We start from the raw sequence: 22462 nt of genomic DNA, 5'->3' as shown, positions 1-22462 counted from the left end.
ATCAACGCGAGAGAAACATGGACGTCCTCCGCCCAAAAGCCCTGGAACAGATCTACGCCCACGCCAGCCGCAGCTACCCCGAGGAATGCTGCGGCTTCGTCTTCGCCGACGGCAGCGTGTACCTGGGCAGCAACATCCAGAACGAACTGCACCGCAAAAACCCCGAGATGTACCCGCGCAGCGCGGCCAATGGCTACACCTTCTCGGTGGCCGACACCCTGCTGATGAACAAGGCGTTTCGCAGCGACAACCCGGTGGTGGTGATCTACCACTCCCACCCGGATGTCGGCGCCTATTTCAGCGATGAAGACCAGGACAAGGCCCTGTTCATGGGCGAGCCGATCTACCCCGTCAGTTACCTGGTGGTCGACGTTCGCCAGGGCCAGGCCCTGGGTTCAAAACTGTTTGCCTGGGATGGCGAGCATTTCACCCTTAACCCCTTCAACGACCTGCACACGGAGTTGTCCATGAACGCTGTCTCTTTCCCCGACATTCTGGTTCGCGTGGCCAAGCTGCCGGAATCGACCCTCGAGGGCGCCGGATCGACATTGCGCGAAGTCATTGAAAACCTCTGCAGCAGCCACCCGCAGTTGCGCGCCCATCTGTTTCACGAAAAGAACAACCAGCTCAAGGAACACTTCCTGTTCACCGCCGAGGAAGAGCTGATTGGCGCCGATGACCGGCTGCCGGAAAAAGCCCGCATCGAAGTGCTGCTCGCCACCTCCGGCGGTATGAACGTCGACAGCCTCAGCAACGAGGAAGTGCAACGTTATGTGCGCCATATCACCCTGCCCGGCGTCGGCCGCGAAGGCCAGTTGAACCTCAAGAAAGCCAAGGTCCTGATTATCGGCACCGGCGGCCTGGGCTCGCCCATCAGCCTGTACCTGGCAGCGGCCGGCGTCGGTACCCTGGGGCTGGTGGATTTCGACGTGGTGGAAAGCAGCAACCTGCAACGCCAGATCGTCCACGGCAACAGCACCCTGGGCATGCCCAAGGTCGACTCGGCCAAGCAGCGCTTGCAGGACCTCAACCGCCATATCCAGATCAACGCCCACGACACCGCCCTGAACGCCGACAACGCCCTGGAACTGGTGGGCGCCTATGACCTGGTCATCGACGGCACCGACAATTTCGACACCCGCTACCTGGTCAACGACGCCTGCGTGCAACTGGGCAAACCCCTGGTGTACGGCGCCATCTACCGCTTCGACGGGCAGATCAGCGTGCTCAACTACCAAGGCGGGCCGTGCTACCGCTGCCTGTTCCCCAGCGCACCGCCCGCGGAACTGGCACCCAATTGCAGCGCCGGAGGGGTGATCGGCGTGCTTCCCGGGGTAGTCGGGATGATCCAGGCCACCGAGGCGATCAAACTGTTGATCGGCATTGGCGAGCCCCTGTCCGGCCGCCTGATGCGCTTCGATGCACTGGCGATGAAGTTCAGCGAAATCCGTTTCAAGCGCCGTGCCGACTGCCCGTGCTGCTCCGACCTGCGCCCCAGCGAAACCCTGGCGCCAGCCGTCTGTGCGGACGCCGTGCCCAGCCAACCGTCCCTGGCCGAAGAGCGCTACATCAAGCCGCGCGTACTCAAGCAGGTACTCGAACACCCCAGCAGCGCCGACGTCCTGCTGGATGTGCGCGACGCCAGCGAACTGGAGGTGTGCAAATTACCGGGGGTGGTGCATATCCCCCTGGCCGAGCTGGATGGCCAGCTCGGGCGTCTCAGCCGCGACAACACCCATTACCTGATCTGCTACGCCGGCACCCGCGCCGAGCAAGCGGCCAGCACCCTGTTGGCGGCGGGTTTCGCCAACACCAAAGTCCTGCAAGGCGGCATGAAACACTGGGTTCGCGACGTCGAACCCGACATGCCGTTGTACTGACCCGGGGGCTGACCGATGTTGCATAACTCTATCCTCGACGCCATCGGCCATACGCCGATCGTCCGCCTGGCGCAGTTTTCCGAAGACCTCGGCATCGAGGTCTACGCCAAGCTCGAATCCCTCAACCCGGGGGGCAGCCACAAGGCGCGCATCGCCCTGGGCATGATCCTCGACGCCGAGCGGCGCGGCGTGCTGATCCGTGACTCCGGGCAAACCATCATCGAACCCAGCGGTGGCAATACCGGTATCGGCCTGGTGATGGCCGGCAACGTGCTGGGCTACAAGGTGGTGCTGGTGATCCCGGACAACTACAGCCCCGAAAAACAGAAGCTGCTGCGCCTGTACGGCGCCAAGGTGGTGCTCTCCGACAGCCGCCTCGGCAACAATTCCCACGGTGAAAAATGCATGGAGTTGCAGCTGGAAAACCCCAGCTACGTGATGCTCAACCAGCAACGCAACGGCGCCAACCCGCAAACCCACCGTGACACCACAGCGCCGGAAATCCTCCGCGCCTTCGGTGATCGCCGCGTGGATTATTTTGTCAGCGGCATCGGCACCGGCGGCCATATCACCGGTATCGGCGAAACCCTCAAGGCCGCCTGGCCAGCCCTGCGCGTGATGGGCGTGGAGCCCGAAGAATGCGACCTGCTGAAGAACCAGCACGCGCCGCATCATATCCAGGGCCTGTCGATCGGCCTGATCCCGAGCATCCTCAACCTGGATGTGATCGACGGCATGCTCAAGGTCTCGCGCCAGGACTGCATCGACATGATCAAACGCATCATGCGCACCGATGCCATCAGCCTGGGCCTGTCCTCCGCCGCCAACATGGTGGCCATCGCCAGGCTCGCCCCCGAATTGCCGCCCGAAACGGTGGTGTTGACCCTGGTCTACGACAATGCCGACAGCTACCTGCCCAGTTTCGAATAACCGGTTTTCCAACCATCCAGAATGCGGGGATGCCTCCATGGGCGGCTTTATCGACATGCAACAGTTGCACGATGAGTTGCTCACCCAGCTCATCAAGACCCTCACCCCCATGCAGATGAAACAGCTGGAGCCGCACCTCGCGCCGCTGATCCAGAATGCCGCCCAGGCGGTGGCCGAAGACCTGATCGCCTATGCCTATCGCGACCCGGCATCCCGTGGGCGCGGCGAACTGATCCTGGAGTCCTACGCGTCGTTCAAGGCGGTGCTCTATTACCGGCTTGCGCACCTGGTGTGGAATTTCCCCGACCAGACCAACGGCGTGTTTTCACGCATCGCCCTCAAGCTGAGCAACCAGGGCAAGGTCCTGTCCGGGGCCGAAATCCACCCGGCGGCGCGTATCGGCCGGCGCTTTGTGCTCGACCACGGCTACGGCACGGTAATCGGCGAGACCTGCGAGATCGGCAACGACTGCTACATCCTCTGCGGCGTAACCCTGGGTGCCCGCGGCATCGCCAACAATCCCGATGGCAAGCGCCATCCGCGCCTGGGCAACAACGTCGAGGTCGGCTCCGGGGCCCGGGTGCTGGGCTATGTGCTGATCGGCGACAACGTGTTTATCAGCCCCTCCTGTGTGATCACCCAGGACGTACCCGCCGGCACCAAGGTGAAGGTGGTGAACCAGATCCAACTGCAAAAAAACGATGAATCGGACCACAGCAACTACCTCGGGGCCTTCGCCCTGGATGAGCGCCTGCACGTGGTCGGCGAGGTCAATGCCAGCCACAAGGTCACGGTGCTGGACGCCGACTTTCATCCGTTGCCAGGCCTGATGCTGGAGCCAACGGTGAAGGAACGTCACCACCTGCAATTCAGGCTGCACCGCCTCGAATCCGGCAACCACCTGCCGCGCCTGCCGCTGAACCTGAAAGTCTGCGGGCCGGAATTCGAAATCACCCTGCTCTCCCCCCCTGGCTTGAGCGCGATGGTGCGCCACCTGCTGCAAGCCAGCCCACTGATCGTCGGAGGTTGAACATGTCCGTGCACACCATGGAAACCCTGGCGCTGTTTGACAGCGCGCCCTACCAGAACGCATTCAGCGCCCGGGTGATTGCCGTCAGCGAACACGGCATCGCCCTGGAGCACACCCTGTTCTACCCCACCGGCGGCGGCCAACCCGGCGATACCGGCCACCTGACCCTGGCGGACGGTACCCGGGTCGACGTGACCGGCACGGTGCGCGACCCGGTGCTGCGTTCGATCATCTGGCACCAGGTGGAACACTGCCCGGAGCAGTTGATCGCCGGCGTGCTGGTGGACGCCGGTCTGGATTGGGAGCGGCGCTACCAGCACATGAAAATGCACACCTGCCTGCACCTGCTGTGCTCGCTCATCGACGCACCGGTGACCGGTTGCAGCATCAGTGCCGACAAAGGCCGCCTGGATTTCGACCTGCCGGAAATGACCCTCGACAAGGACAGCATCACCCGTGACCTCAATGCGCTGATCGAACAGGCCCACGAGGTGAAGACCCTGTCGATGCCGGCTTCGGAGTACGCCACCCTGCTGCAGATCACCCGCACCCAGGCGGTTGCGCCGCCGGTGATCCAGGGCTCGGTACGGGTGATTGAAATCGGCGGGATCGATATCCAGCCGTGCGGCGGTACCCATGTGCTCAACACCGAGGAAATCGGCCGGGTGTTCTGCGAGAAGATCGAGAAGAAGAGCAAGCACAACCGCCGGGTGATCCTGCGGTTTGAGTGAACGCAACAACTGTGGGAGGGGGCTTGCCTCTCCCACATTTTTGCTTTTGCGGCGCCTGCTAGATGACGAACAGGTCCACGAAGCGGTTGACCGGCGTGGCCTCGAGCTTAGCCTGGTCCGTGCACAACGCAAAGATCTCGGCACTGCGCTGGGCGGTAAAGCGCGTGGCCAGGTTGGCCTTGAACTTGTCTTCCAGCAACGCAATGCCCTCCACTCGACGACGGCGATGGCCGATCGGGTATTCCACCGCCACTTGCTCGGTGCTGGAGCCATCCTTGAAGAACACCTGCACGGCATTGGCGATGGAACGCTTGTCGGCTTCCAGGTATTCACGGCTGTAGCGTGGGTCTTCGACGATAACCATCTTGTCGCGCAACTGATCAATGATCGGGTGAGCGGCGTGGAATGCATCCTCGTAGTGCTCGGCCACCAGATTGCCGAATGCCAGGGGCACGGCGGTCATGTATTGCAGGCAATGGTCGCGGTCGGCGGCGTTGGCCAGTGGCCCGACCTTGGAGATGATGCGAATCGCCGACTCATGGGTGGTGATCACGATGCGCTCGACGTCGTGCAGGCGATCCTTGACCAACGGATGCAAGGTCACCGCGGCTTCACAGGCGGTCTGCGCGTGGAACTCGGCGGGGAAGCTGATCTTGAACAGCACGTTTTCCATCACGTAGGTGCCATACGGCTGGGACAGGCTGAACGCACGCTTGTCCTCGGGCTTGAGCGCCAGGTCTTTGTTGGTGTGGCTGAACAGCACGTCGTAGAAGCCCCATTGCGGCGCGCTCAGCACACCGGGGATGCCCATTTCGCCGCGCAGGGCGATGTCCGCCAGGCGTACGCCGCGACTCGACGCATCCCCCGCCGCCCAGGATTTGCGCGAGCCGGCATTCGGCGCATGCCGGTAAGTGCGCAAGGCCTGGCCATCGACGAAGGCGTGAGACAGTGCCGACAGCAGCTGTTCGCGGTTGGCGCCCATCAGCTGGGCGGTGACCGCCGTGGAGGCGACTTTCACCAACAGCACATGGTCGAGGCCGACACGGTTGAACGAGTTTTCCAGGGCAATCACACCCTGGATTTCGTGGGCCATGATCATCGCATCCAGCACCGCGCGCACGGTCAGCGGTGCGTCGCCATTGGCCACGCGCTGTTGCGACAGGTGATCCGCCACGGCAAGGATGCCGCCGAGGTTATCCGAGGGATGCCCCCACTCGGCGGCGAGCCAAGTGTCGTTGTAGTCGAGCCAGCGCACGATGCAGCCAATGTCCCAGGCCGCCTTGACCGGGTCCAGGCGAAACGAGGTGCCCGGCACCCGCGCGCCAAACGGTACCACCGTGCCTTCAACCATCGGCCCCAGGTGCTTGGTGCACTCGGGAAAACGCAGGGCCAGCAGGCCGCAACCGAGGGTGTCCATCAGGCAGTTGCGGGCGGTGTCCAAGGCGGCCTGGGACTCGATCCGGTAGTTGAGGACATAGTCGGCGATGTCCTGCAAAACCTGGTCGTAGTCGGGGCGGTTGTTCTGGTCGACGTTGGTGCTCATGGCAGATCTCCAAAAATGGGTGGGGTCAATCCTCGGGCTAACGGTTACTGGAAGCAGATCTTGGATGCCTGCCTTTAGGAATAGAAATCCTCTGTGGGAGGGGCTTACCCTAATGCCAGTTCACATCGCCTCCTGTAGGAGCGAGCTTGCTCACGAAAAACGTCAACGATAACGCGTGCTTCCTGAATGAACGCGGCGCCTGTGAGTTTTTCGCGAGCAAGCTCGCTCCTACAAAAAGCCTCCTCCCACATTGGATCTGTGCAGGGTTTTAGAAGGCGTCGCCGGGTACGCGGACGAAACCTTCCATCAACACCCGTGCACTGCGGCTCATGATGGCTTTCTTCACCACCCATTCACCGTTCAACTGGGTGGCTTCAGCCCCCACGCGCAAGGTGCCGGAGGGATGCCCGAAGCGCACGGCATTACGTTCAATACCGCCCGCTGCGAGGTTGACCAAGGTCCCCGAAATCGCCGCCGCCGTGCCGATCGCCACCGCCGCCGTGCCCATCATCGCGTGGTGCAGCTTGCCCATGGAGAGGGCGCGCACCAGCAAATCCACATCGCCGGCCTTGATCGCCTTGCCACTGGACGCTACGTAGTCGGCAGGCTTGGCCACAAACGCCACCTTCGGCGTGTGCTGGCGCTGGGCCGCTTCGTCGAGGTGCTTGATCAGCCCCATGCGCAACGCGCCATAGGCCCGTACGGTCTCGAACATCGCCAGGGCCTTGGGGTCGCTGTTGATCGCGCCTTGCAGCTCGGTGCCGGTGTAGCCGAGGTCTTCGGCGTTGATGAAAATCGTCGGGATGCCGGCATTGATCAGCGTGGCCTTGAAGGTGCCGACGCCGGGCACTTCCAGGTCGTCGACCAGGTTGCCGGTGGGGAACATCGAGCCGCCGCCGCCCTCTTCTTCCGCCGCCGGGTCCATGAATTCCAGCTGCACTTCGGCCGCCGGGAAGGTCACGCCGTCCAGCTCGAAGTCGCCGGTTTCCTGCACCGCCCCGTCGGTGATCGGCACGTGGGCGATGATGGTCTTGCCGATATTGGCCTGCCACACCCGCACCACGGCCACGCCGCTATGGGGCACGCGGGCCGCATCGACCAGCCCGGCGCTGATGGCGAACGAACCCACCGCCGCCGACAGGTTGCCGCAGTTGCCACTCCAGTCGACAAAGGGCTTGTCGATGGAGACCTGGCCAAACAGATAGTCGACGTCATGATCGGCGCGGGTGCTTTTGGCGAGGATCACGGTTTTGCTGGTGCTCGATGTGGCGCCGCCCATGCCGTCGATTTGCTTGTCGTAGGGATCGGGGCTGCCGATCACCCGTAGCAGCAAGGCATCCCGCGCCGCTCCCGGCACCTGCGCCGACTCGGGCAGGTCCTGGAGGCGGAAAAATACGCCCTTGCTGGTGCCGCCACGCATATAGGTGGCGGGGATCTTGATTTGCGCTGCGTGTGCCATGGTCATCCTCTTCAGGCGGTGATCGCCGATTCCAGGAAATCCTGGGCAAAACGTTGCAACACGCCGCCCGCCTCGTAGATCGACACTTCTTCGGCGGTGTCCAGGCGGCACGTCACCGGCACCTCGACACGTTCGCCATCCTTGCGATTGATCACCAGCGTCAACTGCGCACGCGGGGTGCGTTGGCCGATCACGTCGTAGGTTTCGCTGCCATCAATCTGCAAGGTGTGACGGTCGGTGCCGGGCAGGAACTCCAGGGGCAGCACGCCCATGCCCACCAGGTTGGTGCGGTGGATGCGCTCGAAACCCTCGGCCGCAATCGCTTCCACACCCGCCAGGCGCACGCCCTTGGCGGCCCAGTCGCGGGACGAGCCCTGGCCGTAGTCGGCGCCGGCAATGATGATCAGCGGCTGCTTGCGCTCCATGTAGGTTTCGATGGCTTCCCACATCCGCGTGACCTGGCCTTCCGGCTCGATCCGCGCCAGGGAGCCCTGCTTGACCTTGCCGTTCTCCCGCACCATTTCGTTGAACAGTTTCGGGTTGGCGAACGTCGCGCGCTGGGCGGTCAGGTGGTCGCCACGGTGGGTGGCGTAGGAGTTGAAGTCGACTTCCGGCAGGCCCATTTTCGCCAGGTATTCGCCGGCGGCGCTGTCGAGCATGATCGCGTTGGACGGCGACAGGTGATCGGTGGTGATGTTGTCCGGCAGCACCGCCAGCGGGCGCATGCCCTTGAGCGGCCGCGCACCGGCCAGCGCGCCTTCCCAGTACGGTGGGCGGCGGATATAGGTGCTCTGCGGGCGCCAGTCGTACAGCGGCGCAACTTTCGGGCCGGTGTCTTCGTGGATCGCGAACATCGGGATATACACCGCGCGAAACTGCTCCGGCTTGACCGAGGCCTTGACCACCGCGTCGATCTCTTCGTCGCTCGGCCAGATGTCCTGCAGGCGGATTTCCTTGCCGTCGGCGTCCAGGCCGAGCACGTCCTTCTCGATGTCGAAACGGATGGTGCCGGCAATCGCATAGGCCACCACCAGCGGCGGCGAAGCCAGGAACGCCTGCTTGGCGTACGGGTGGATACGCCCGTCGAAGTTGCGGTTACCCGAGAGCACGGCGGTGGCGTACAGGTCGCGGTCGATGATCTCTTGCTGGATCACCGGGTCGAGCGCGCCGGACATACCGTTGCAGGTGGTGCAGGCAAACGCCACCACGCCAAAGCCGAGCTTTTCCAACTCATGACCCAGGCCGGCTTCTTCCAGGTACATGGCCACGGTTTTCGAACCCGGTGCCAGGGACGACTTGACCCACGGCTTGCGCGTCAACCCAAGCCTGTTGGCGTTGCGCGCCAGCAGCCCGGCGGCGATCACGTTGCGCGGGTTACTGGTGTTGGTGCAACTGGTGATGGCGGCGATGATCACCGCGCCGTCGGGCATTTGCCCCGGCACTTCATCCCACTGGCCGGAGATGCCCTTGGCGGCCAGGTCGCGGGTGGCGACGCGGGCGTGCGGGTTGCTCGGGCCAGCCATGTTGCGCACCACACTGGACAGGTCGAAGGTGAGGCCACGCTCATATTGCGCACCTTTAAGGTCATCCGCCCACAGGCCGGTATGGCGGGCGTACTGCTCGACCAGGGCGACTTGCTCGTCTTCGCGGCCGGTGAGTTTCAGGTAGGCGATGGTCTGCTGGTCGATATAAAACATGGCCGCCGTGGCGCCGTATTCCGGGGCCATGTTGGAGATAGTCGCGCGGTCGCCGAGGGTCAGTTTGGACGCGCCTTCACCGAAGAATTCGAGCCAGGCGCCGACCACTTTCTGTTGGCGCAGAAACTCGGTCAGGGCCAGCACCATATCGGTGGCGGTGATGCCCGGCAGCAGCTGGCCGGTCAATTCGACACCGACGCTTTCCGGCAGGCGCATCCACGAGGCGCGGCCAAGCATGACGCTTTCGGCTTCAAGGCCGCCGACACCAATGGCGATCACGCCCAACGCATCGACGTGGGGGGTATGGCTGTCGGTGCCGACGCAGGTATCCGGGAAGGCCACACCGTCACGCACCTGGACCACCGGGGACATTTTCTCCAGGTTGATCTGGTGCATGATGCCGTTGCCCGGCGGGATCACGTCGACGTTCTTGAAGGCCTTTTTGGTCCACTCGATAAAGTGGAAGCGGTCTTCGTTGCGACGGTCTTCGATGGCGCGGTTTTTCTCGAACGCGTCCGGGTCGAAACCACCGGCTTCGACAGCCAGGGAGTGATCGACGATCAACTGGGTGGGGACCACCGGGTTGACCTGGGCCGGGTCGCCGCCTTGCAGGGCGATGGCATCACGCAGGCCGGCGAGGTCGACCAGGGCGGTCTGGCCGAGAATGTCGTGGCACACCACGCGGGCCGGAAACCAGGGGAAGTCGAGGTCGCGTTTGCGCTCGATCAGCTGGCTCAGGGATGCATTGAGGGTGGCCGGGTCGCAGCGGCGCACCAGGTTCTCGGCGAGCACACGAGAGGTGTAGGGCAACGTGGCGTAGGCGCCGGGGCTGATTGCATCGACGGCCGCGCGGGCGTCGAAGTAATCCAGGCGGCTGCCGGGGAGCGGTTTGCGAAATTCAGTGTTCATCGTCAGGACTCGGTCACGGTGATTGCAAAAGGAAGACCTGGGCCGATCCGGAATTGAAATGCGATCCAAATGTGGGAGGGGCGGTGCGACGATTCGACTTGCCCCCTCCCACACTTTGACCTCATTCCAGTCCAGGGATCGTCGGTCTTCAGCGACGTTCGATTGGCACGAACTTGCGCTGTTCAACGCCGATGTACTCGGCGCTTGGACGGATGATGCGATTGTTGGCGCGCTGTTCGAACACATGCGCGGCCCAGCCGGTAAGCCGCGAGCAGACGAAGATCGGCGTGAACAGCTTGGTCGGGATGCCCATGAAGTGGTACGCCGAGGCATGGTAGAAATCGGCGTTGGGGAACAGTTTCTTCTGCTCCCACATGGTCTTGTCGATGGCTTCGGAGACCGGGAACAGCACGGTGTCGCCCACTTCGTCGGCGAGCTTTTTCGACCAGCCCTTGATCACTTCATTACGCGGGTCGTTGTCTTTGTAGATCGCGTGGCCGAAGCCCATGATCTTGTCCTTGCGAGCCAGCATGCCGAGGGTGCCTTCGACGGCTTCCTCTGCCGAACCGAAACGCTCGATCATTTCCATCGCCGCTTCGTTGGCGCCGCCGTGCAGCGGGCCGCGCAGGGAGCCGATGGCGGCGGTGACGCAGGAATACAGGTCGGACAGGGTCGAGGCACACACCCGCGCGGTGAAGGTCGAGGCGTTGAACTCGTGCTCGGCGTAGAGGATCAACGACACGTTCATGACTTTTTCATGCAGTTCGCTCGGCTTCTTGCCGTGCAGCAGGTGCAGGAAATGGCCGCCGATGCTTGGCTCGTCGGTCACGCAGTCGATGCGCTTGCCGTCATGGCTGAAGCGGTACCAGTAGCACATGATCGCCGGGAACGCGGCGAGCAGGCGGTCGGTCACGTCGCGTTGCACGCTGAAGTCTTTTTCCGGCTCGATATTGCCGAGGAAGGAGCAACCGGTGCGCATCACGTCCATCGGGTGGGCGTCGGCGGGGATGCGTTCGAGCACTTCTTTCAGCGCTTGCGGCAGGTCACGCAGCGTGCTCAGCCTGGCGCTGTAGGCGGCCAGTTCGGCCTGGGTCGGCAGTTCGCCGTACAGCAGCAGATAAGCGACCTCTTCAAACTGTGCATCGGCAGCCAGTTCGCGCACGTCGTAGCCACGGTATGTCAAGCCGGCACCAGCCTGGCCCACGGTGGACAGTGCGGTCTGCCCGGCGACCTGGCCACGCAGGCCGGCACCACTCAGTACTTTTGCTTCAGCCATGGTTTTTCTCCAATTTTGTCGTTATTCAGGGAGGCGTGTTCGTCACTTTTTCGCGGCGAACAGCGCGTCAAGCTTCTGCTCGAAGGTGTGGTAGTCGATGCGATCGTAAAGCTCCATGCGGGTTTGCATGGTGTCGATCACGTTCTGTTGAGTGCCGTCGCGACGGATCGCGGTGTAGACGTTCTCGGCTGCCTTGTTCATGGCGCGGAAGGCCGACAGCGGGTACAGCACGATGGAAACATCGGCAGATTTCAACTGTTCGGTGGTGTACAGCGGCGTCGCGCCGAACTCGGTGATGTTGGCCAGGATCGGCGCCTTCACACGGGCGGCGAACAGTTTGTACATTTCCAGTTCAGTGATGGCTTCCGGGAACACCATGTCGGCGCCGGCCTCGATGCAGGCGGCGGCACGCTCCAGGGCAGACTCCAGGCCTTCCACGGCCAACGCGTCGGTGCGCGCCATGATCACGAAGCTATCATCGGTGCGCGCGTCCACGGCGGCCTTGATGCGGTCGACCATTTCCTGCTGGGACACGATCTCTTTGTTAGGACGATGGCCGCAGCGCTTGGCGCCGACCTGGTCTTCGATATGGATGGCGGCGGCGCCGAACTTGATCATTGATTTGACCGTGCGCGCGACGTTGAACGCCGAGGAGCCGAAGCCGGTGTCCACGTCCACCAGCAGCGGCAGGTCACAGACGTCGGTGATACGGCGCACGTCGGTGAGTACGTCATCCAGGCCGGTGATGCCCAGGTCCGGCACGCCGAGGGAACCGGCCGCCACGCCGCCACCCGACAGGTAGATCGCCTTGAAGCCGGCGCGCTTGGCCAGCAGCGCATGGTTGGCGTTGATCGCACCGACCACCTGCAAGGGGTGCTCGCTGGCGACCGCGTCACGGAAACGCTGGCCGGGTGTGCTTTTGTTGTTAGAACTCATGACTCACCTCTATCAGGGGCGCCGCCTGGGAAATGACGGGCAATATTGCGTTTGGAAGCACCGATATGCCGGCGCATCAACAACTCGGCCAGTTCACCGTCGCGATCGGCAATCGCATCAAGAATGCGGTGATGCTCGGCAAAGGCCTGGCGTGGACGATTGGGGGTGGCGGAGAACTGGATGCGGTACATGCGCACCAGCTGGTACAGCTCGCCGCAGAGCATCTGGGTGAGCGTGCGGTTGCCCGCACCTTGAATGATCCGGTAATGAAAATCGAAGTCGCCTTCCTGCTGGTAGTAGCCGACACCCGCCTGGAACGCGGCGTCGCGCTCGTGGGTGTGCAACACCTGGCGCAATTCTTCGATTTCCGCGTCGGTCATGCGCTCGGCGGCCAGGCGACAGGCCATGCCTTCCAGGGACTCGCGGATTTCATACAGTTCAACCAGCTCGGCGTGGCTCAAGGACACGACCCGGGCGCCCACATGGGGCACGCGCACCAGCAGGCGCTGGCCTTCGAGGCGGTGGATCGCCTCGCGCAGCGGGCCACGGCTGATGCCGTAGGTGCGGGCCAGTTCCGGCTCGGAAATCTTGCTGCCGGGAGCGATCTCACCCTTGACGATGGCGGCCTGGATGCGTCGGAAGACGTTCTCGGACATCGTTTGGGATTCGTCCGACGCCATTATCGGAGCTTCTGATTGACCCAGCATATTGTCGACACCTTGGAAAGCAATGTGGCAAAAACTAGCCAATAAACCGCTACCAGTCAAAGAATAAATCGATATTGTCGACAATCGTCTAATAATCCGGGCTGCACTCGCTCAGGGCATGGCCGGCTGCCAGCGCTGGCGCCAGAAAAGCATCATGTTAGAATGCCCGCCGCATTTGCCTGACATCACTTGATGAAACGGCGCACGAAGGGAGCTTGCGCAGCAATGCCAGTCGCCTTGAATTGAACATCGCACTGCACCGCCTCAGGATCTATGAGACTCAAGCCCTTCCCCCTGTTGTTTTGCCTATTGTCCATGCCGAGCCTTGGCGCTGCCGCCGAGAAGACCGTGTATGGCCTCAATGAATACGCGCAATTGGCCGGCATCGACCTGGAAGTAGCCGCCAAGCTCGACACCGGCGCCAAGACCGCCTCCCTCAGCGCCCGTGACATCAAGCGTTTCAAGCGCAACGGCGAATCCTGGGTGCGCTTCTACCTGGCCATCGACACCGCCCATTCCCATCCCATCGAACGCCCCCTGGCCCGCGTCAGCAAGATCAAGCGGCGCGCCGGCGACTACGACCCCGATGAGGACAAGAACTACACCGCCCGTCCTGTGATTGCCCTGGATATCTGCATGGGCACCGCTTTACGCAGCATCGAAGTGAACTTGACTGACCGCAGCGCTTTCCAATACCCGCTGCTGATCGGCTCCGAAGCGCTCAAACGCTTTGATGCGCTGGTCGACCCCAGTCTTAAATACGCAGCAGGCAAACCCGCCTGCGCCGCCGACGCTCATACCGCCGAGTAAACCGAATGCGCGCTCTAACCCTGCACCTGAGAATCCTGATCGCCATCCTGGTGGTGTTGGGTATTTCGGTCACCGCCTACCAGATCTTCGTGCTGGGCATTCCCGTCACCGAGGACGCCACCGACGACCTGTGGAACATCGACGCCAAGGTCGAGTTCGTCGCCAACCCCAAGGACCCGGTGAAGATCCAGATGTTCGTGCCGCCCTTGAGCCGCGACTTCGTCAGCCTTAATGAGAGCTTTATCTCGAATAACTACGGGGTGAGCGTCAACCGCATCGACGGCAACCGTAAGGTCACCTGGTCGGCACGCCGCGCCAAGGGCAACCAGACCCTGTATTACCGCCTGGTGCTGACCAAGCGCTACAGCGGCGAAAAAACCAAGATCAAGGGCCCGACCTTCCGCGACAGCATTGCCGTGGAAGGCCCGGAAAAAATCGCCGCCGAAGCCCTGCTGGCGCCGATCCGCCAGCATTCGGCCGACGTCGAGACCTTCATCACCGAAGCCATCAAGCGCACCAACAACCTCAACGACGACAACGTGAAGCTGTTGCTGGCCGGCGACCCGTCGACGCCGCACAAGGCCAAGATCGTCGAGCTGCTGCTGTCCATTGCCCACGTGCCGGTGGAAAAGGTCCACACCATCCGCCTGGTGGCCGACCAGCCGCAAACCCCGGAGCTGTGGCTGCGTAGCTTCAATGGCAACGACTGGCTGTACTTCAACCCGGAAACCGGCGAACCGGGCCTGCCCGCCGACCGCCTGCTGTGGTGGACCGGCGATGAAAACCTGATCACCGTCGATGGCGGCAAGAAAGCCATGGTCACCTTCAGCCTGAACAACAGCGAAATGAACGCGATTCGCCTGGCCAAGCTGACCGACGAGAACACCGACGCCAACTTCCTCGAATACTCGCTGTACGGCCTGCCGCTGCAAACCCAGCAGACCTTCATGATCATGGTGATGATCCCGATTGGGGTGCTGGTGATCCTGATCCTGCGCAACCTGATCGGCCTGCAGACCCTGGGCACCTTTACCCCGGTGCTGATTGCCCTGGCGTTCCGAGAGACGCAGCTGGGCTTCGGGATTGTGCTGTTCACGATTATCACGGCGCTGGGCCTGTCCCTCAGGTCGTACCTGGAACACCTGAAGCTGCAGATGCTGCCGAGGTTGTCGGTGGTGCTGACCTTCGTGGTGGTGCTGATCGCCGCCATCAGCCTGTTCAGCCACAAGCTGGGGCTGGAGCGCGGGCTGTCGGTGGCGCTGTTCCCGATGGTGATTTTGACCATGACCATCGAACGCCTGTCGATCACCTGGGAAGAGCGCGGCGCCAGCCATGCCATGAAAGTCGCGATTGGTACGCTGTTCGCCGCGTCCCTGGCGCACATCATCATGAGCGTGCCGGAGCTGATCTATTTCGTATTCACCTTCCCGGCGATCCTGCTGATCCTGGTGGGCTTCATGCTGGCAATGGGTCGCTATCGCGGCTACCGCCTGACCGAGCTGGTGCGATTCAAGGCCTTCCTCAAGGCTGACTCGTAATGTTCGGCTTCTGGAAGACCTGGAAGGCCCTGGAAGCGCGGGGGATCATGGGCATCAACCGGCGCAATGCCGACTACGTGCTCAAGTACAACAAGCGCAGCCTGTATCCGATCGTGGATGACAAGATCATCACCAAGGAACGGGCCATCGCCGCCGGCATCCATGTGCCGGAAATGTACGGGGTGATCTCCACCGAGAAGGAAATCGACAAGCTCGACGAGATCATCGGTGGGCGCAGCGACTTCGTGATCAAGCCGGCCCAGGGCGCCGGCGGCGACGGCATCCTGGTGGTGGCGGACCGTTTTGAGGGGCGCTATCGCACGGTGTCCGGCAAGATCATCAGCCATGAAGAGATCGAGCACCAGATTTCCAGCATCCTCACCGGCCTGTACTCCCTGGGTGGCCACCGCGACCGTGCGCTGATCGAATACCGCGTGGTGCCCGATCAGATCTTCAAGAGCATCAGCTACGAAGGCGTGCCGGATATTCGCATCATCGTGCTGATGGGCTACCCGGTGATGGCGATGCTGCGCTTGCCCACCCGCCAGTCGGGCGGCAAGGCCAACCTGCACCAGGGCGCGATTGGCGTGGGCGTCGACCTCGCCACCGGCCTGACCCTGCGCGGCACCTGGCTGAACAACATCATCACCAAACACCCCGACACCACCAACGCGGTGGATGGCGTGCAACTGCCCAACTGGGACGGGTTCATGAAGCTCGCGGCCGGCTGCTACGAGCTGTGCGGGCTGGGGTATATCGGCGTGGACATGGTGCTCGACCAGGAAAAGGGCCCGCTGATCCTGGAGCTGAATGCGCGGCCGGGGCTCAATATCCAGATCGCCAACGACTGCGGCCTGACCTTGCGCACCCATGCGGTGGAGGCTCGACTGGAAGAACTGAAAGCCGCCGGCGTGACGGAAACCCCGGAAGAGCGGGTGAAGTTCGTGCAGGAGATGTTCGGGCATATTCCGCCCGTGGAAGGCTGATCCGGTCTTCGAACTGTCTATCCCCGACATCCCCTCTAGGAGCAAATCCTACAGGGGACTACAATCCCCCTCCTCCCGCGCCATTAGCTGATCCAACCCCGCATGTTGACCTGCTCCGTACACCCATTGCCCTACCGGGCCAACCCCGCCGAGTATTTTGCGGCGATTCGCCACGCTCCCGGCGCGGTCCTGCTCGACAGCGGCCGCCCGGCGGCCGAGCGTGGGCGTTACGATTTGCTCAGCGCCTGGCCCGAAGCAACCTTGACGGTAGCGCCTGACGAAAGCGGCGCTGCTTTCCTGCATCGCTTACGGGAAAACCTGACGCGATTGGGTGAAGCCGCAATTCCAGCCGGTTTGCAGTTGCCGTTCGCCGGCGGCTTGATCGGCTACCTGAGCTACGACTTCGGCCGGCACCTGGAACACATGCCGCACCTGGCGGTGGATGACCTGCACCTGCCGGACGCGCGCTTCGGGCTGTATGCCTGGGCGCTGATCAGTGACCACCAGGCGCAGGCCAGCCAGCTGGTGTTTCATCCCTCGCTGGCAGACAGCGAACGGCAACGGCTGATCGCGTTGTTCAGCCAGGGGGCGGTCGACACCTCTGCGACGTTCAAACTCCAGGGCCCGATGGCCCCCGACCTCAGCGCCGAGGCCTACCGCCAAGCCATCGTGCGGATCCAGGATTACATCCAGGCGGGCGACTGCTACCAGGTCAACTTCGCCCAGCGTTTCCGCGCGCCGTGCCTGGGCGATCCCTGGGCCGCCTACTGCGCGTTGCGCGAAGCCTGCCCGACGCCATTTTCCGGGTTCCAGAGCCTGCCGGACGACGGCGCGGTGCTGAGCCTGTCGCCGGAGCGTTTCGTGCGCATCAGCGAGCGCCACGTCGAGACCCGCCCGATCAAAGGCACCCGCCCCCGCGGCCTTACGCCGGAAGAAGACGCGGCGAATGCCGCCGAACTGCTGGCCAGCCCCAAGGACCGCGCCGAGAACCTGATGATCGTCGACCTGCTGCGCAACGACCTCGGCCGCACCTGCCGCACTGGCTCGGTAAACGTGCCGGAACTGTTCAGCCTGGAAAGCTACCCCAACGTGCATCACCTGGTCAGTAGCGTGACCGGCACATTGGCCGACGACAAAGACGCCCTCGACCTGATCGCCGGCAGCTTCCCCGGCGGTTCGATCACCGGCGCGCCGAAGATCCGCGCGATGCAGATCATCGACGAACTGGAGCCCACACGCCGTGGGTTGTACTGCGGTTCGCTGGTGTACCTGGATGTGCGCGGCGAGATGGACAGCTCCATCGCCATCCGCAGTTTGCTGGTCAAGGATGGCCAGGTGTGTTGCTGGGGCGGCGGTGGGATCGTGGCGGATTCGCAGTGGGAGGCGGAGTACCAGGAGTCGCTGACGAAGGTACAGGTGTTGTTACAAACGCTGGAAAACCTGTAGCGCGCAGTGCCTTCCTGGCTCTCAGACGCAGAGCCAAGCAGTAGAAAAAACCTGAATCAGACCCACAGTAGACGCAGTTGAACGTCGGAGGATAGCGTCCGGCTTCAACCGTCCGCCCGCCGTCTGTGAAGGATCACATGAAGCGACTGCCTACCCGTCAGGAAATACTTCCGAGATTGCATCTCCTCTCAAGCGCATCTACTATCTCCCAAATTGGGAGGTTGCAGCGATGCGGATAATCGCTCTATCGACCTTACGAATATTCTGGGAAAACCAACCCGCCTATATCGATGCAAAAGCGCCGCTTATTGAATTGTATCGGCATATGGAAAAGGCCATTTACCCGACGCCACAAGCACTCAAGGCAGCGCTCAGGACCGCGAGCATTCTCAAAGGTGGCAGGGTTGTATTCAACGTGGGCGGCAACAAATATCGAGTGATCATGGCGATCGATTACCAGCGACAGCTTGGGTTCATACGGTTCGTAGGGACTCATGCGCAGTACGACCAGATCAACGCGGAGACCGTGTAATGAACATCAAACCCATACACTCCGAGGAAGACCTCACTGCTGCACTCGCGCGGGTACAGCAGCTCTGGGGAGCGGACATCGGCTCGACTGAAGGCGATGAGCTGGAAATTCTTGCAGTACTCATTGAGAAGTACGAAGCCGAACATTACCCAATACCACCTTCTGATCCGGTGGAAGCCATTAAATTTCGCATGGAGCAACTGGGCATGACTGCCCGCGACCTGGAGCCATTTATCGGCACCAGCGGACGTGTATCCGAAGTGCTGAACCACAAGCGCAAGCTGAGCCTATCGATGATCAAGCGGCTGCATGAAGGCTTGAGTATTCCTTATGAGCGGTTGCTTGCAGGGAGCTGACAGAAACATGGGTAGTGGCGCTACTTTCCCCATCGGGAGCAAGCCCCCGATAGGGCCATCAGCCGAACCGAAAGAAATTACAGGCTCAACGGCCGATTCGACGCCCTGATGAACTCTTTCTTCAAATCTTCAAACGTATGCACCGCCGGGAATTGTGGGAATTCGCGGATCACATTGTCCGGCGCATGGAACAGAATCCCGCGGTCGGCCTCGCCCAACATGGTGGTGTCGTTGTAGGAGTCGCCCGCAGCGATCACGCGGTAGTAGAGGGTCTTGAACGCCAATACCGACTGGCGCTTGGGGTCTTTCTGGCGCAGTTGGTAGCTGACCACGCGGTCGTTTTCGTCGGTGATGAGACGGTGGCACAACAAGGTCGGGAAACCCAGCTGGCGCATCAGCGGCTGGGAGAATTCGTAGAAGGTGTCGGACAGGATCACCACCTGGAAGCGCTCGCGCAGCCAGTTGACGAACTCGATGGCACCGTCCAGCGGCTTGAGGGTGGCGATCACTTCCTGGATGTCGGCGAGCTTGAGCCCGTGTTCGTCGAGGATGCGCAGGCGCTGCTTCATCAGCACGTCGTAGTCGGGAATGTCACGGGTGGTGGCCCGCAGGGATTCAATACCGGTTTTTTCGGCGAAGGCGATCCAGATTTCCGGCACCAGCACCCCTTCCAGGTCGAGACAGGCAATTTCCACAAGACACTCCCATTAGATGTTGTTAGTTGAGCGAGCAAAAGGACTGCCGAACTCTAGCGATTCAAGCCCGCCGCCGCAACGCAGGGCGGATTTTGATACCATCGCTCCCCTATAGAGCGCTCAGCGCCATTGACCTGTAGGAACCGTCCTGATGAACCAAGCCTTCGACGTCGTTGAACTCGCCACGACTTATGCCAACAAGTCTGCCCAGGACATTCTCAAGCTGGCGTTCAGCCAGTTCGGTGATGACCTGTGGATTTCCTTCAGCGGCGCCGAGGATGTGGTGCTGGTGGACATGGCCTGGAAGCTGAACAAGAACGTCAAGGTGTTCAGCCTCGACACCGGTCGCCTGCACCCGGAGACCTACCGGTTTATCGAGCAGGTGCGCGACTTCTACAAGATCGACATCGAACTGATCTCTCCGGACCAGAGCAAGCTGGAACCCTTCGTCAAGGAGAAAGGCCTGTTCAGCTTCTACAAGGACGGCCATGGCGAATGCTGCGGCGTGCGCAAGATCGAGCCGCTGCGCCGCAAGCTTTCCGGCGTCAGCGCCTGGGCCACCGGCCAACGCCGCGACCAGAGCCCCGGCACCCGCAGCCAGGTGGCGGCGCTGGAAATCGACACCGCCTTCTCCACCCCGGAACGTACCCTGTACAAGTTCAACCCGCTGGCGCAGATGACCAGCGAGGAGATCTGGGGTTACATCCGCATGCTGGAGCTGCCGTACAACAGCCTGCATGAGCGCGGCTTTATCAGCATCGGCTGTGAGCCGTGCACCCGTCCTGTGCTGCCGAACCAGCACGAGCGCGAAGGACGCTGGTGGTGGGAAGAAGCCACGCAGAAGGAATGCGGGCTGCATGCCGGGAATATCATCAGCAAGGCTTGAAGTTGATGCTGTAAAAAATGTGGGAGGGAGCTTGCCCTGATGCTAGTCAGTTGAGGCTTTTTGTAGGAGCGAGCTTGCTCGCGAAAAACTCACAGGCGCCGCGTTCATTCAGGAAGCACGCGTTATCGTTGACGTTTTTCGCGAGCAAGCTCGCTCCTACAGGAGGCGATGTACGCTTAACTGACTGGTATTAGGGCAAGCCCCCTCCCTCATTTTGTTTTGGGTTGAGTGTTAGAGATGTACACATAGATGTAACCATCGGTGCCATTTATGTGTGCAATTTTTCTTCAGCCGCACCATAACGTAACACCTCCCCCCTCCCCTCGGTTGGCCTGGTGAATCACAGGCTGACAACGCAAAAATAAATAGCTGTTCAATCGGTCAATTTATATCTCTTCAAATTCAGCCAGTTATTTAACTAACCTATAAAAACGAAATTACCCAGGACTTTCATAGATCCAAAGCTGGCACGCATGTGGCTTAAGGTGAAATACGCCTTGTATACAATAAATACAAAACCTACATACACTTTGCCATCTGCAGCGCCTCGGCAGATGTGCCGGAGCCTGCCGGAATGCGTACAAGCCTCTCGAATAACATCGCACTGGATCTGCCCTCCTCCACCCTGAACCCGGACGCCGCAAGCCCCGGCCCCCTGGTGCTCAGCCCGCGCCTGCACAACAAGGACCTGGCGCCCACCAAGGTCGAAGGCCGACGCTGGGGGCGCTACAGCATCTTCGCGCTCTGGACCAATGACGTGCACAACATCGCCAACTATTCGTTCGCCATCGGCCTCTACGCGCTGGGCCTGGGCGGCTGGCAGATCCTGTTGTCCCTGGGCATCGGCGCGGCGCTGGTGTACTTCTTCATGAACTTGTCGGGGTATATGGGCCAGAAGACCGGCGTGCCGTTTCCGGTGATCAGCCGCATCAGTTTCGGCATTCACGGCGCGCAGATCCCGGCGTTGATCCGCGCCGTGATAGCGATTGCCTGGTTTGGTATCCAGACGTACCTGGCGTCGGTGGTTTTCCGCGTACTGCTGACGGCGATTCATCCGGGCTTTGCCGACTATGACCACAACTCGATCCTGGGACTATCGACCCTGGGTTGGGCCTGTTTCGTGGCGATCTGGTTCGTGCAACTGGTGATCCTCGCTTATGGCATGGAGATGGTGCGCCGCTATGAAGGCTTCGCCGGGCCGGTGATTTTGCTGACGGTGGCGGCGCTGGCCGGTTGGATGTACTTCCAGGCCGGCGGCCACATTGCCTGGTCGATCCGCGAACCGCTGAGCGGCGGCGAGATGTGGCGCAATATCTTTGCCGGTGGCGCGTTGTGGCTGGCGATCTATGGCACGCTGATCCTCAACTTCTGCGACTTCGCGCGCTCTTCGCCGTGCCGCAAGACCATCCTCGTCGGCAACTTCTGGGGCCTGCCGGTGAATATCCTGGTGTTTGCCGCCATCACCGTGCTGCTGTGCGGCGGGCAATTCCAACTCAATGGCCGAGTGATCGAAAGCCCGACTGAAATCATTGCAGCCATCCCCAATACCTTCTTTCTCGTGCTGGGCTGCCTGGCGTTCCTGATCGTGACCGTGGCGGTGAACATCATGGCCAACTTCGTCGCGCCGGCCTTTGTGCTGAGCAACCTGGCACCCAAATACCTGAACTTCCGCCGTGCCGGCTTGATCAGCGCCACCGTGGCCGTGCTGATCCTGCCGTGGAACCTCTACAACAGCCCACTGGTGATCGTGTATTTCCTCTCCGGCCTGGGCGCGCTGCTGGGGCCGCTGTACGGGGTGATCATGGTCGATTACTGGCTGATTCGTAAAAGCCAGGTGGACGTACCGCAGCTGTATAGCGAAAACCCGAATGGCGTTTATTACTACAGCCGTGGGGTGAATATGCGTGCAGTGGCGGCGTTTATTCCTGCAGCCGTGATCGCCATCCTGCTGGCGCTGTTGCCGGGATTTGCCAGCGTCTCGCCGTTTTCCTGGTTGTTTGGCGCCGGTATTGCAGGGTTGCTGTACCTGCTGATCGCCAAGCGCCAGCCGTTCTACGCCGATGTCAGCGGCGAAAGCATTGCCGTCGATAACGTCAGTCACTGAGTAAGGACCTT

General features: G+C 61.7%; 19 protein-coding genes. 12 read left to right on the top strand and 7 right to left on the bottom strand.

Translation table 11 applies throughout. From position 1 onward, the window contains the following. Positions 1 to 17 precede the first annotated feature (17 nt). The 4 genes from moeB to F6S08_RS11215 are packed head-to-tail and all read left to right on the top strand — an operon-like array spanning position 18 to position 4571. The gene (moeB, locus tag F6S08_RS11230) at positions 18 to 1880 is read left to right on the top strand and encodes a molybdopterin-synthase adenylyltransferase MoeB (RefSeq protein WP_315871591.1); all 1863 of its coding nucleotides are present in this window, start codon (positions 18 to 20) and stop codon (positions 1878 to 1880) included. A gap of 15 nt (positions 1881 to 1895) precedes the next feature. Continuing rightward, complete coding sequence (locus tag F6S08_RS11225; protein WP_315871590.1) at positions 1896 to 2810, top strand: PLP-dependent cysteine synthase family protein; 915 nt, start codon at positions 1896 to 1898, stop codon at positions 2808 to 2810. Positions 2811 to 2847: 37 nt separating this feature from the next. After that, a complete protein-coding gene (locus tag F6S08_RS11220; protein WP_065924785.1) occupies positions 2848 to 3840 on the top strand; it encodes a serine O-acetyltransferase in 993 nt (330 codons plus the stop codon). Between the two features lie 2 nt (positions 3841 to 3842). After that, the gene (locus tag F6S08_RS11215) at positions 3843 to 4571 is read left to right on the top strand and encodes an alanyl-tRNA editing protein (protein WP_027603675.1); all 729 of its coding nucleotides are present in this window, start codon (positions 3843 to 3845) and stop codon (positions 4569 to 4571) included. Between the two features lie 58 nt (positions 4572 to 4629). Here the strand turns inward: F6S08_RS11215 and prpD are convergent, their stop codons facing one another. From prpD to F6S08_RS11185, 6 genes are all read right to left on the bottom strand, one after another. Further along, positions 4630 to 6114: a 2-methylcitrate dehydratase gene (prpD, locus tag F6S08_RS11210; RefSeq protein ID WP_065924786.1), complete on the bottom strand. Its 1485-nt coding sequence runs from the start codon at positions 6112 to 6114 to the stop codon at positions 4630 to 4632. A 268-nt stretch (positions 6115 to 6382) separates the two neighbouring features. After that, the gene (prpF, locus tag F6S08_RS11205) at positions 6383 to 7573 is read right to left on the bottom strand and encodes a 2-methylaconitate cis-trans isomerase PrpF (RefSeq protein WP_315871589.1); all 1191 of its coding nucleotides are present in this window, start codon (positions 7571 to 7573) and stop codon (positions 6383 to 6385) included. Between the two features lie 11 nt (positions 7574 to 7584). Further along, complete coding sequence (acnD, locus tag F6S08_RS11200; protein ID WP_315871588.1) at positions 7585 to 10179, bottom strand: Fe/S-dependent 2-methylisocitrate dehydratase AcnD; 2595 nt, start codon at positions 10177 to 10179, stop codon at positions 7585 to 7587. A gap of 148 nt (positions 10180 to 10327) precedes the next feature. Beyond that, entirely contained in the window at positions 10328 to 11455 is a 1128-nt protein-coding gene (gene prpC, locus F6S08_RS11195) for a 2-methylcitrate synthase (protein ID WP_074847464.1), read from the bottom strand. A 42-nt stretch (positions 11456 to 11497) separates the two neighbouring features. Next, positions 11498 to 12391, bottom strand: coding sequence for a methylisocitrate lyase (gene prpB, locus F6S08_RS11190; protein WP_027603670.1), 894 nt, complete (start codon positions 12389 to 12391; stop codon positions 11498 to 11500). Then, complete coding sequence (locus F6S08_RS11185) at positions 12388 to 13098, bottom strand: GntR family transcriptional regulator (RefSeq protein ID WP_027603669.1); 711 nt, start codon at positions 13096 to 13098, stop codon at positions 12388 to 12390. Before F6S08_RS11185 ends, prpB begins: the two co-directional genes overlap by 4 nt. A gap of 273 nt (positions 13099 to 13371) precedes the next feature. On the opposite strand from F6S08_RS11185, the gene F6S08_RS11180 reads away from it, so the two are divergent. The 6 genes from F6S08_RS11180 to F6S08_RS11155 all read left to right on the top strand — a co-directional run bounded on the left by F6S08_RS11180 (position 13372) and on the right by F6S08_RS11155 (position 18766). After that, positions 13372 to 13908, top strand: a complete 537-nt coding sequence (locus tag F6S08_RS11180) for an ATP-dependent zinc protease (protein ID WP_065924789.1) — start codon at positions 13372 to 13374, stop codon at positions 13906 to 13908. 5 nt (positions 13909 to 13913) lie between these two features. Then, on the top strand, positions 13914 to 15446 hold the full coding sequence (locus F6S08_RS11175; protein WP_065924790.1) for an inactive transglutaminase family protein: 1533 nt from the start codon (positions 13914 to 13916) through the stop codon (positions 15444 to 15446). Further along, positions 15446 to 16432, top strand: coding sequence for an alpha-L-glutamate ligase-like protein (locus F6S08_RS11170; protein ID WP_027603666.1), 987 nt, complete (start codon positions 15446 to 15448; stop codon positions 16430 to 16432). Before F6S08_RS11175 ends, F6S08_RS11170 begins: the two co-directional genes overlap by 1 nt. A 102-nt stretch (positions 16433 to 16534) precedes the next feature. Continuing rightward, on the top strand, positions 16535 to 17878 hold the full coding sequence (pabB, locus tag F6S08_RS11165; protein WP_315871587.1) for an aminodeoxychorismate synthase component I: 1344 nt from the start codon (positions 16535 to 16537) through the stop codon (positions 17876 to 17878). A 229-nt stretch (positions 17879 to 18107) separates the two neighbouring features. Beyond that, complete coding sequence (locus tag F6S08_RS11160) at positions 18108 to 18410, top strand: type II toxin-antitoxin system HigB family toxin (RefSeq protein ID WP_065924792.1); 303 nt, start codon at positions 18108 to 18110, stop codon at positions 18408 to 18410. Beyond that, positions 18410 to 18766: a type II toxin-antitoxin system HigA family antitoxin gene (locus F6S08_RS11155; RefSeq protein ID WP_065924793.1), complete on the top strand. Its 357-nt coding sequence runs from the start codon at positions 18410 to 18412 to the stop codon at positions 18764 to 18766. The genes F6S08_RS11160 and F6S08_RS11155 overlap by 1 nt, the downstream gene beginning before the upstream one ends. Before the next feature lie 77 nt (positions 18767 to 18843). Here F6S08_RS11155 and thrH read toward each other — a convergent pair whose 3' ends face one another. Further along, positions 18844 to 19461 carry a bifunctional phosphoserine phosphatase/homoserine phosphotransferase ThrH gene (thrH, locus tag F6S08_RS11150; RefSeq protein WP_065924794.1) on the bottom strand — a complete coding sequence of 206 codons (618 nt, stop codon included), beginning with the start codon at positions 19459 to 19461 and terminating at the stop codon, positions 18844 to 18846. Between the two features lie 151 nt (positions 19462 to 19612). Here thrH and F6S08_RS11145 point away from each other — a divergent pair, with 151 nt between their 5' ends. Further along, a complete protein-coding gene (locus tag F6S08_RS11145; protein WP_027603661.1) occupies positions 19613 to 20347 on the top strand; it encodes a phosphoadenylyl-sulfate reductase in 735 nt (244 codons plus the stop codon). A 574-nt stretch (positions 20348 to 20921) separates the two neighbouring features. Continuing rightward, complete coding sequence (locus F6S08_RS11140; protein ID WP_065924795.1) at positions 20922 to 22451, top strand: NCS1 family nucleobase:cation symporter-1; 1530 nt, start codon at positions 20922 to 20924, stop codon at positions 22449 to 22451. Positions 22452 to 22462: the final 11 nt, after the last annotated feature.

It is taken from the genome of Pseudomonas sp. JV449 (assembly GCF_032424295.1).
GTDB classification, from domain to species: domain Bacteria; phylum Pseudomonadota; class Gammaproteobacteria; order Pseudomonadales; family Pseudomonadaceae; genus Aquipseudomonas; species Aquipseudomonas marginalis.
This window is presented reverse-complemented; position numbering and strand designations above follow the sequence as displayed.

Coding starts and splice junctions, on each gene's coding strand:
- moeB (WP_315871591.1), top strand. CDS start 18: ATGGACGTCCTCCGCCCAAAAGCCCTGGAACAGATCTACGCCCACGCC.
- F6S08_RS11225 (WP_315871590.1), top strand. CDS start 1,896: ATGTTGCATAACTCTATCCTCGACGCCATCGGCCATACGCCGATCGTC.
- F6S08_RS11220 (WP_065924785.1), top strand. CDS start 2,848: ATGGGCGGCTTTATCGACATGCAACAGTTGCACGATGAGTTGCTCACC.
- F6S08_RS11215 (WP_027603675.1), top strand. CDS start 3,843: ATGTCCGTGCACACCATGGAAACCCTGGCGCTGTTTGACAGCGCGCCC.
- prpD (WP_065924786.1), bottom strand. CDS start 6,114: ATGAGCACCAACGTCGACCAGAACAACCGCCCCGACTACGACCAGGTT.
- prpF (WP_315871589.1), bottom strand. CDS start 7,573: ATGGCACACGCAGCGCAAATCAAGATCCCCGCCACCTATATGCGTGGC.
- acnD (WP_315871588.1), bottom strand. CDS start 10,179: ATGAACACTGAATTTCGCAAACCGCTCCCCGGCAGCCGCCTGGATTAC.
- prpC (WP_074847464.1), bottom strand. CDS start 11,455: ATGGCTGAAGCAAAAGTACTGAGTGGTGCCGGCCTGCGTGGCCAGGTC.
- prpB (WP_027603670.1), bottom strand. CDS start 12,391: ATGAGTTCTAACAACAAAAGCACACCCGGCCAGCGTTTCCGTGACGCG.
- F6S08_RS11185 (WP_027603669.1), bottom strand. CDS start 13,098: ATGCTGGGTCAATCAGAAGCTCCGATAATGGCGTCGGACGAATCCCAA.
- F6S08_RS11180 (WP_065924789.1), top strand. CDS start 13,372: ATGAGACTCAAGCCCTTCCCCCTGTTGTTTTGCCTATTGTCCATGCCG.
- F6S08_RS11175 (WP_065924790.1), top strand. CDS start 13,914: ATGCGCGCTCTAACCCTGCACCTGAGAATCCTGATCGCCATCCTGGTG.
- F6S08_RS11170 (WP_027603666.1), top strand. CDS start 15,446: ATGTTCGGCTTCTGGAAGACCTGGAAGGCCCTGGAAGCGCGGGGGATC.
- pabB (WP_315871587.1), top strand. CDS start 16,535: ATGTTGACCTGCTCCGTACACCCATTGCCCTACCGGGCCAACCCCGCC.
- F6S08_RS11160 (WP_065924792.1), top strand. CDS start 18,108: ATGCGGATAATCGCTCTATCGACCTTACGAATATTCTGGGAAAACCAA.
- F6S08_RS11155 (WP_065924793.1), top strand. CDS start 18,410: ATGAACATCAAACCCATACACTCCGAGGAAGACCTCACTGCTGCACTC.
- F6S08_RS11145 (WP_027603661.1), top strand. CDS start 19,613: ATGAACCAAGCCTTCGACGTCGTTGAACTCGCCACGACTTATGCCAAC.
- F6S08_RS11140 (WP_065924795.1), top strand. CDS start 20,922: ATGCGTACAAGCCTCTCGAATAACATCGCACTGGATCTGCCCTCCTCC.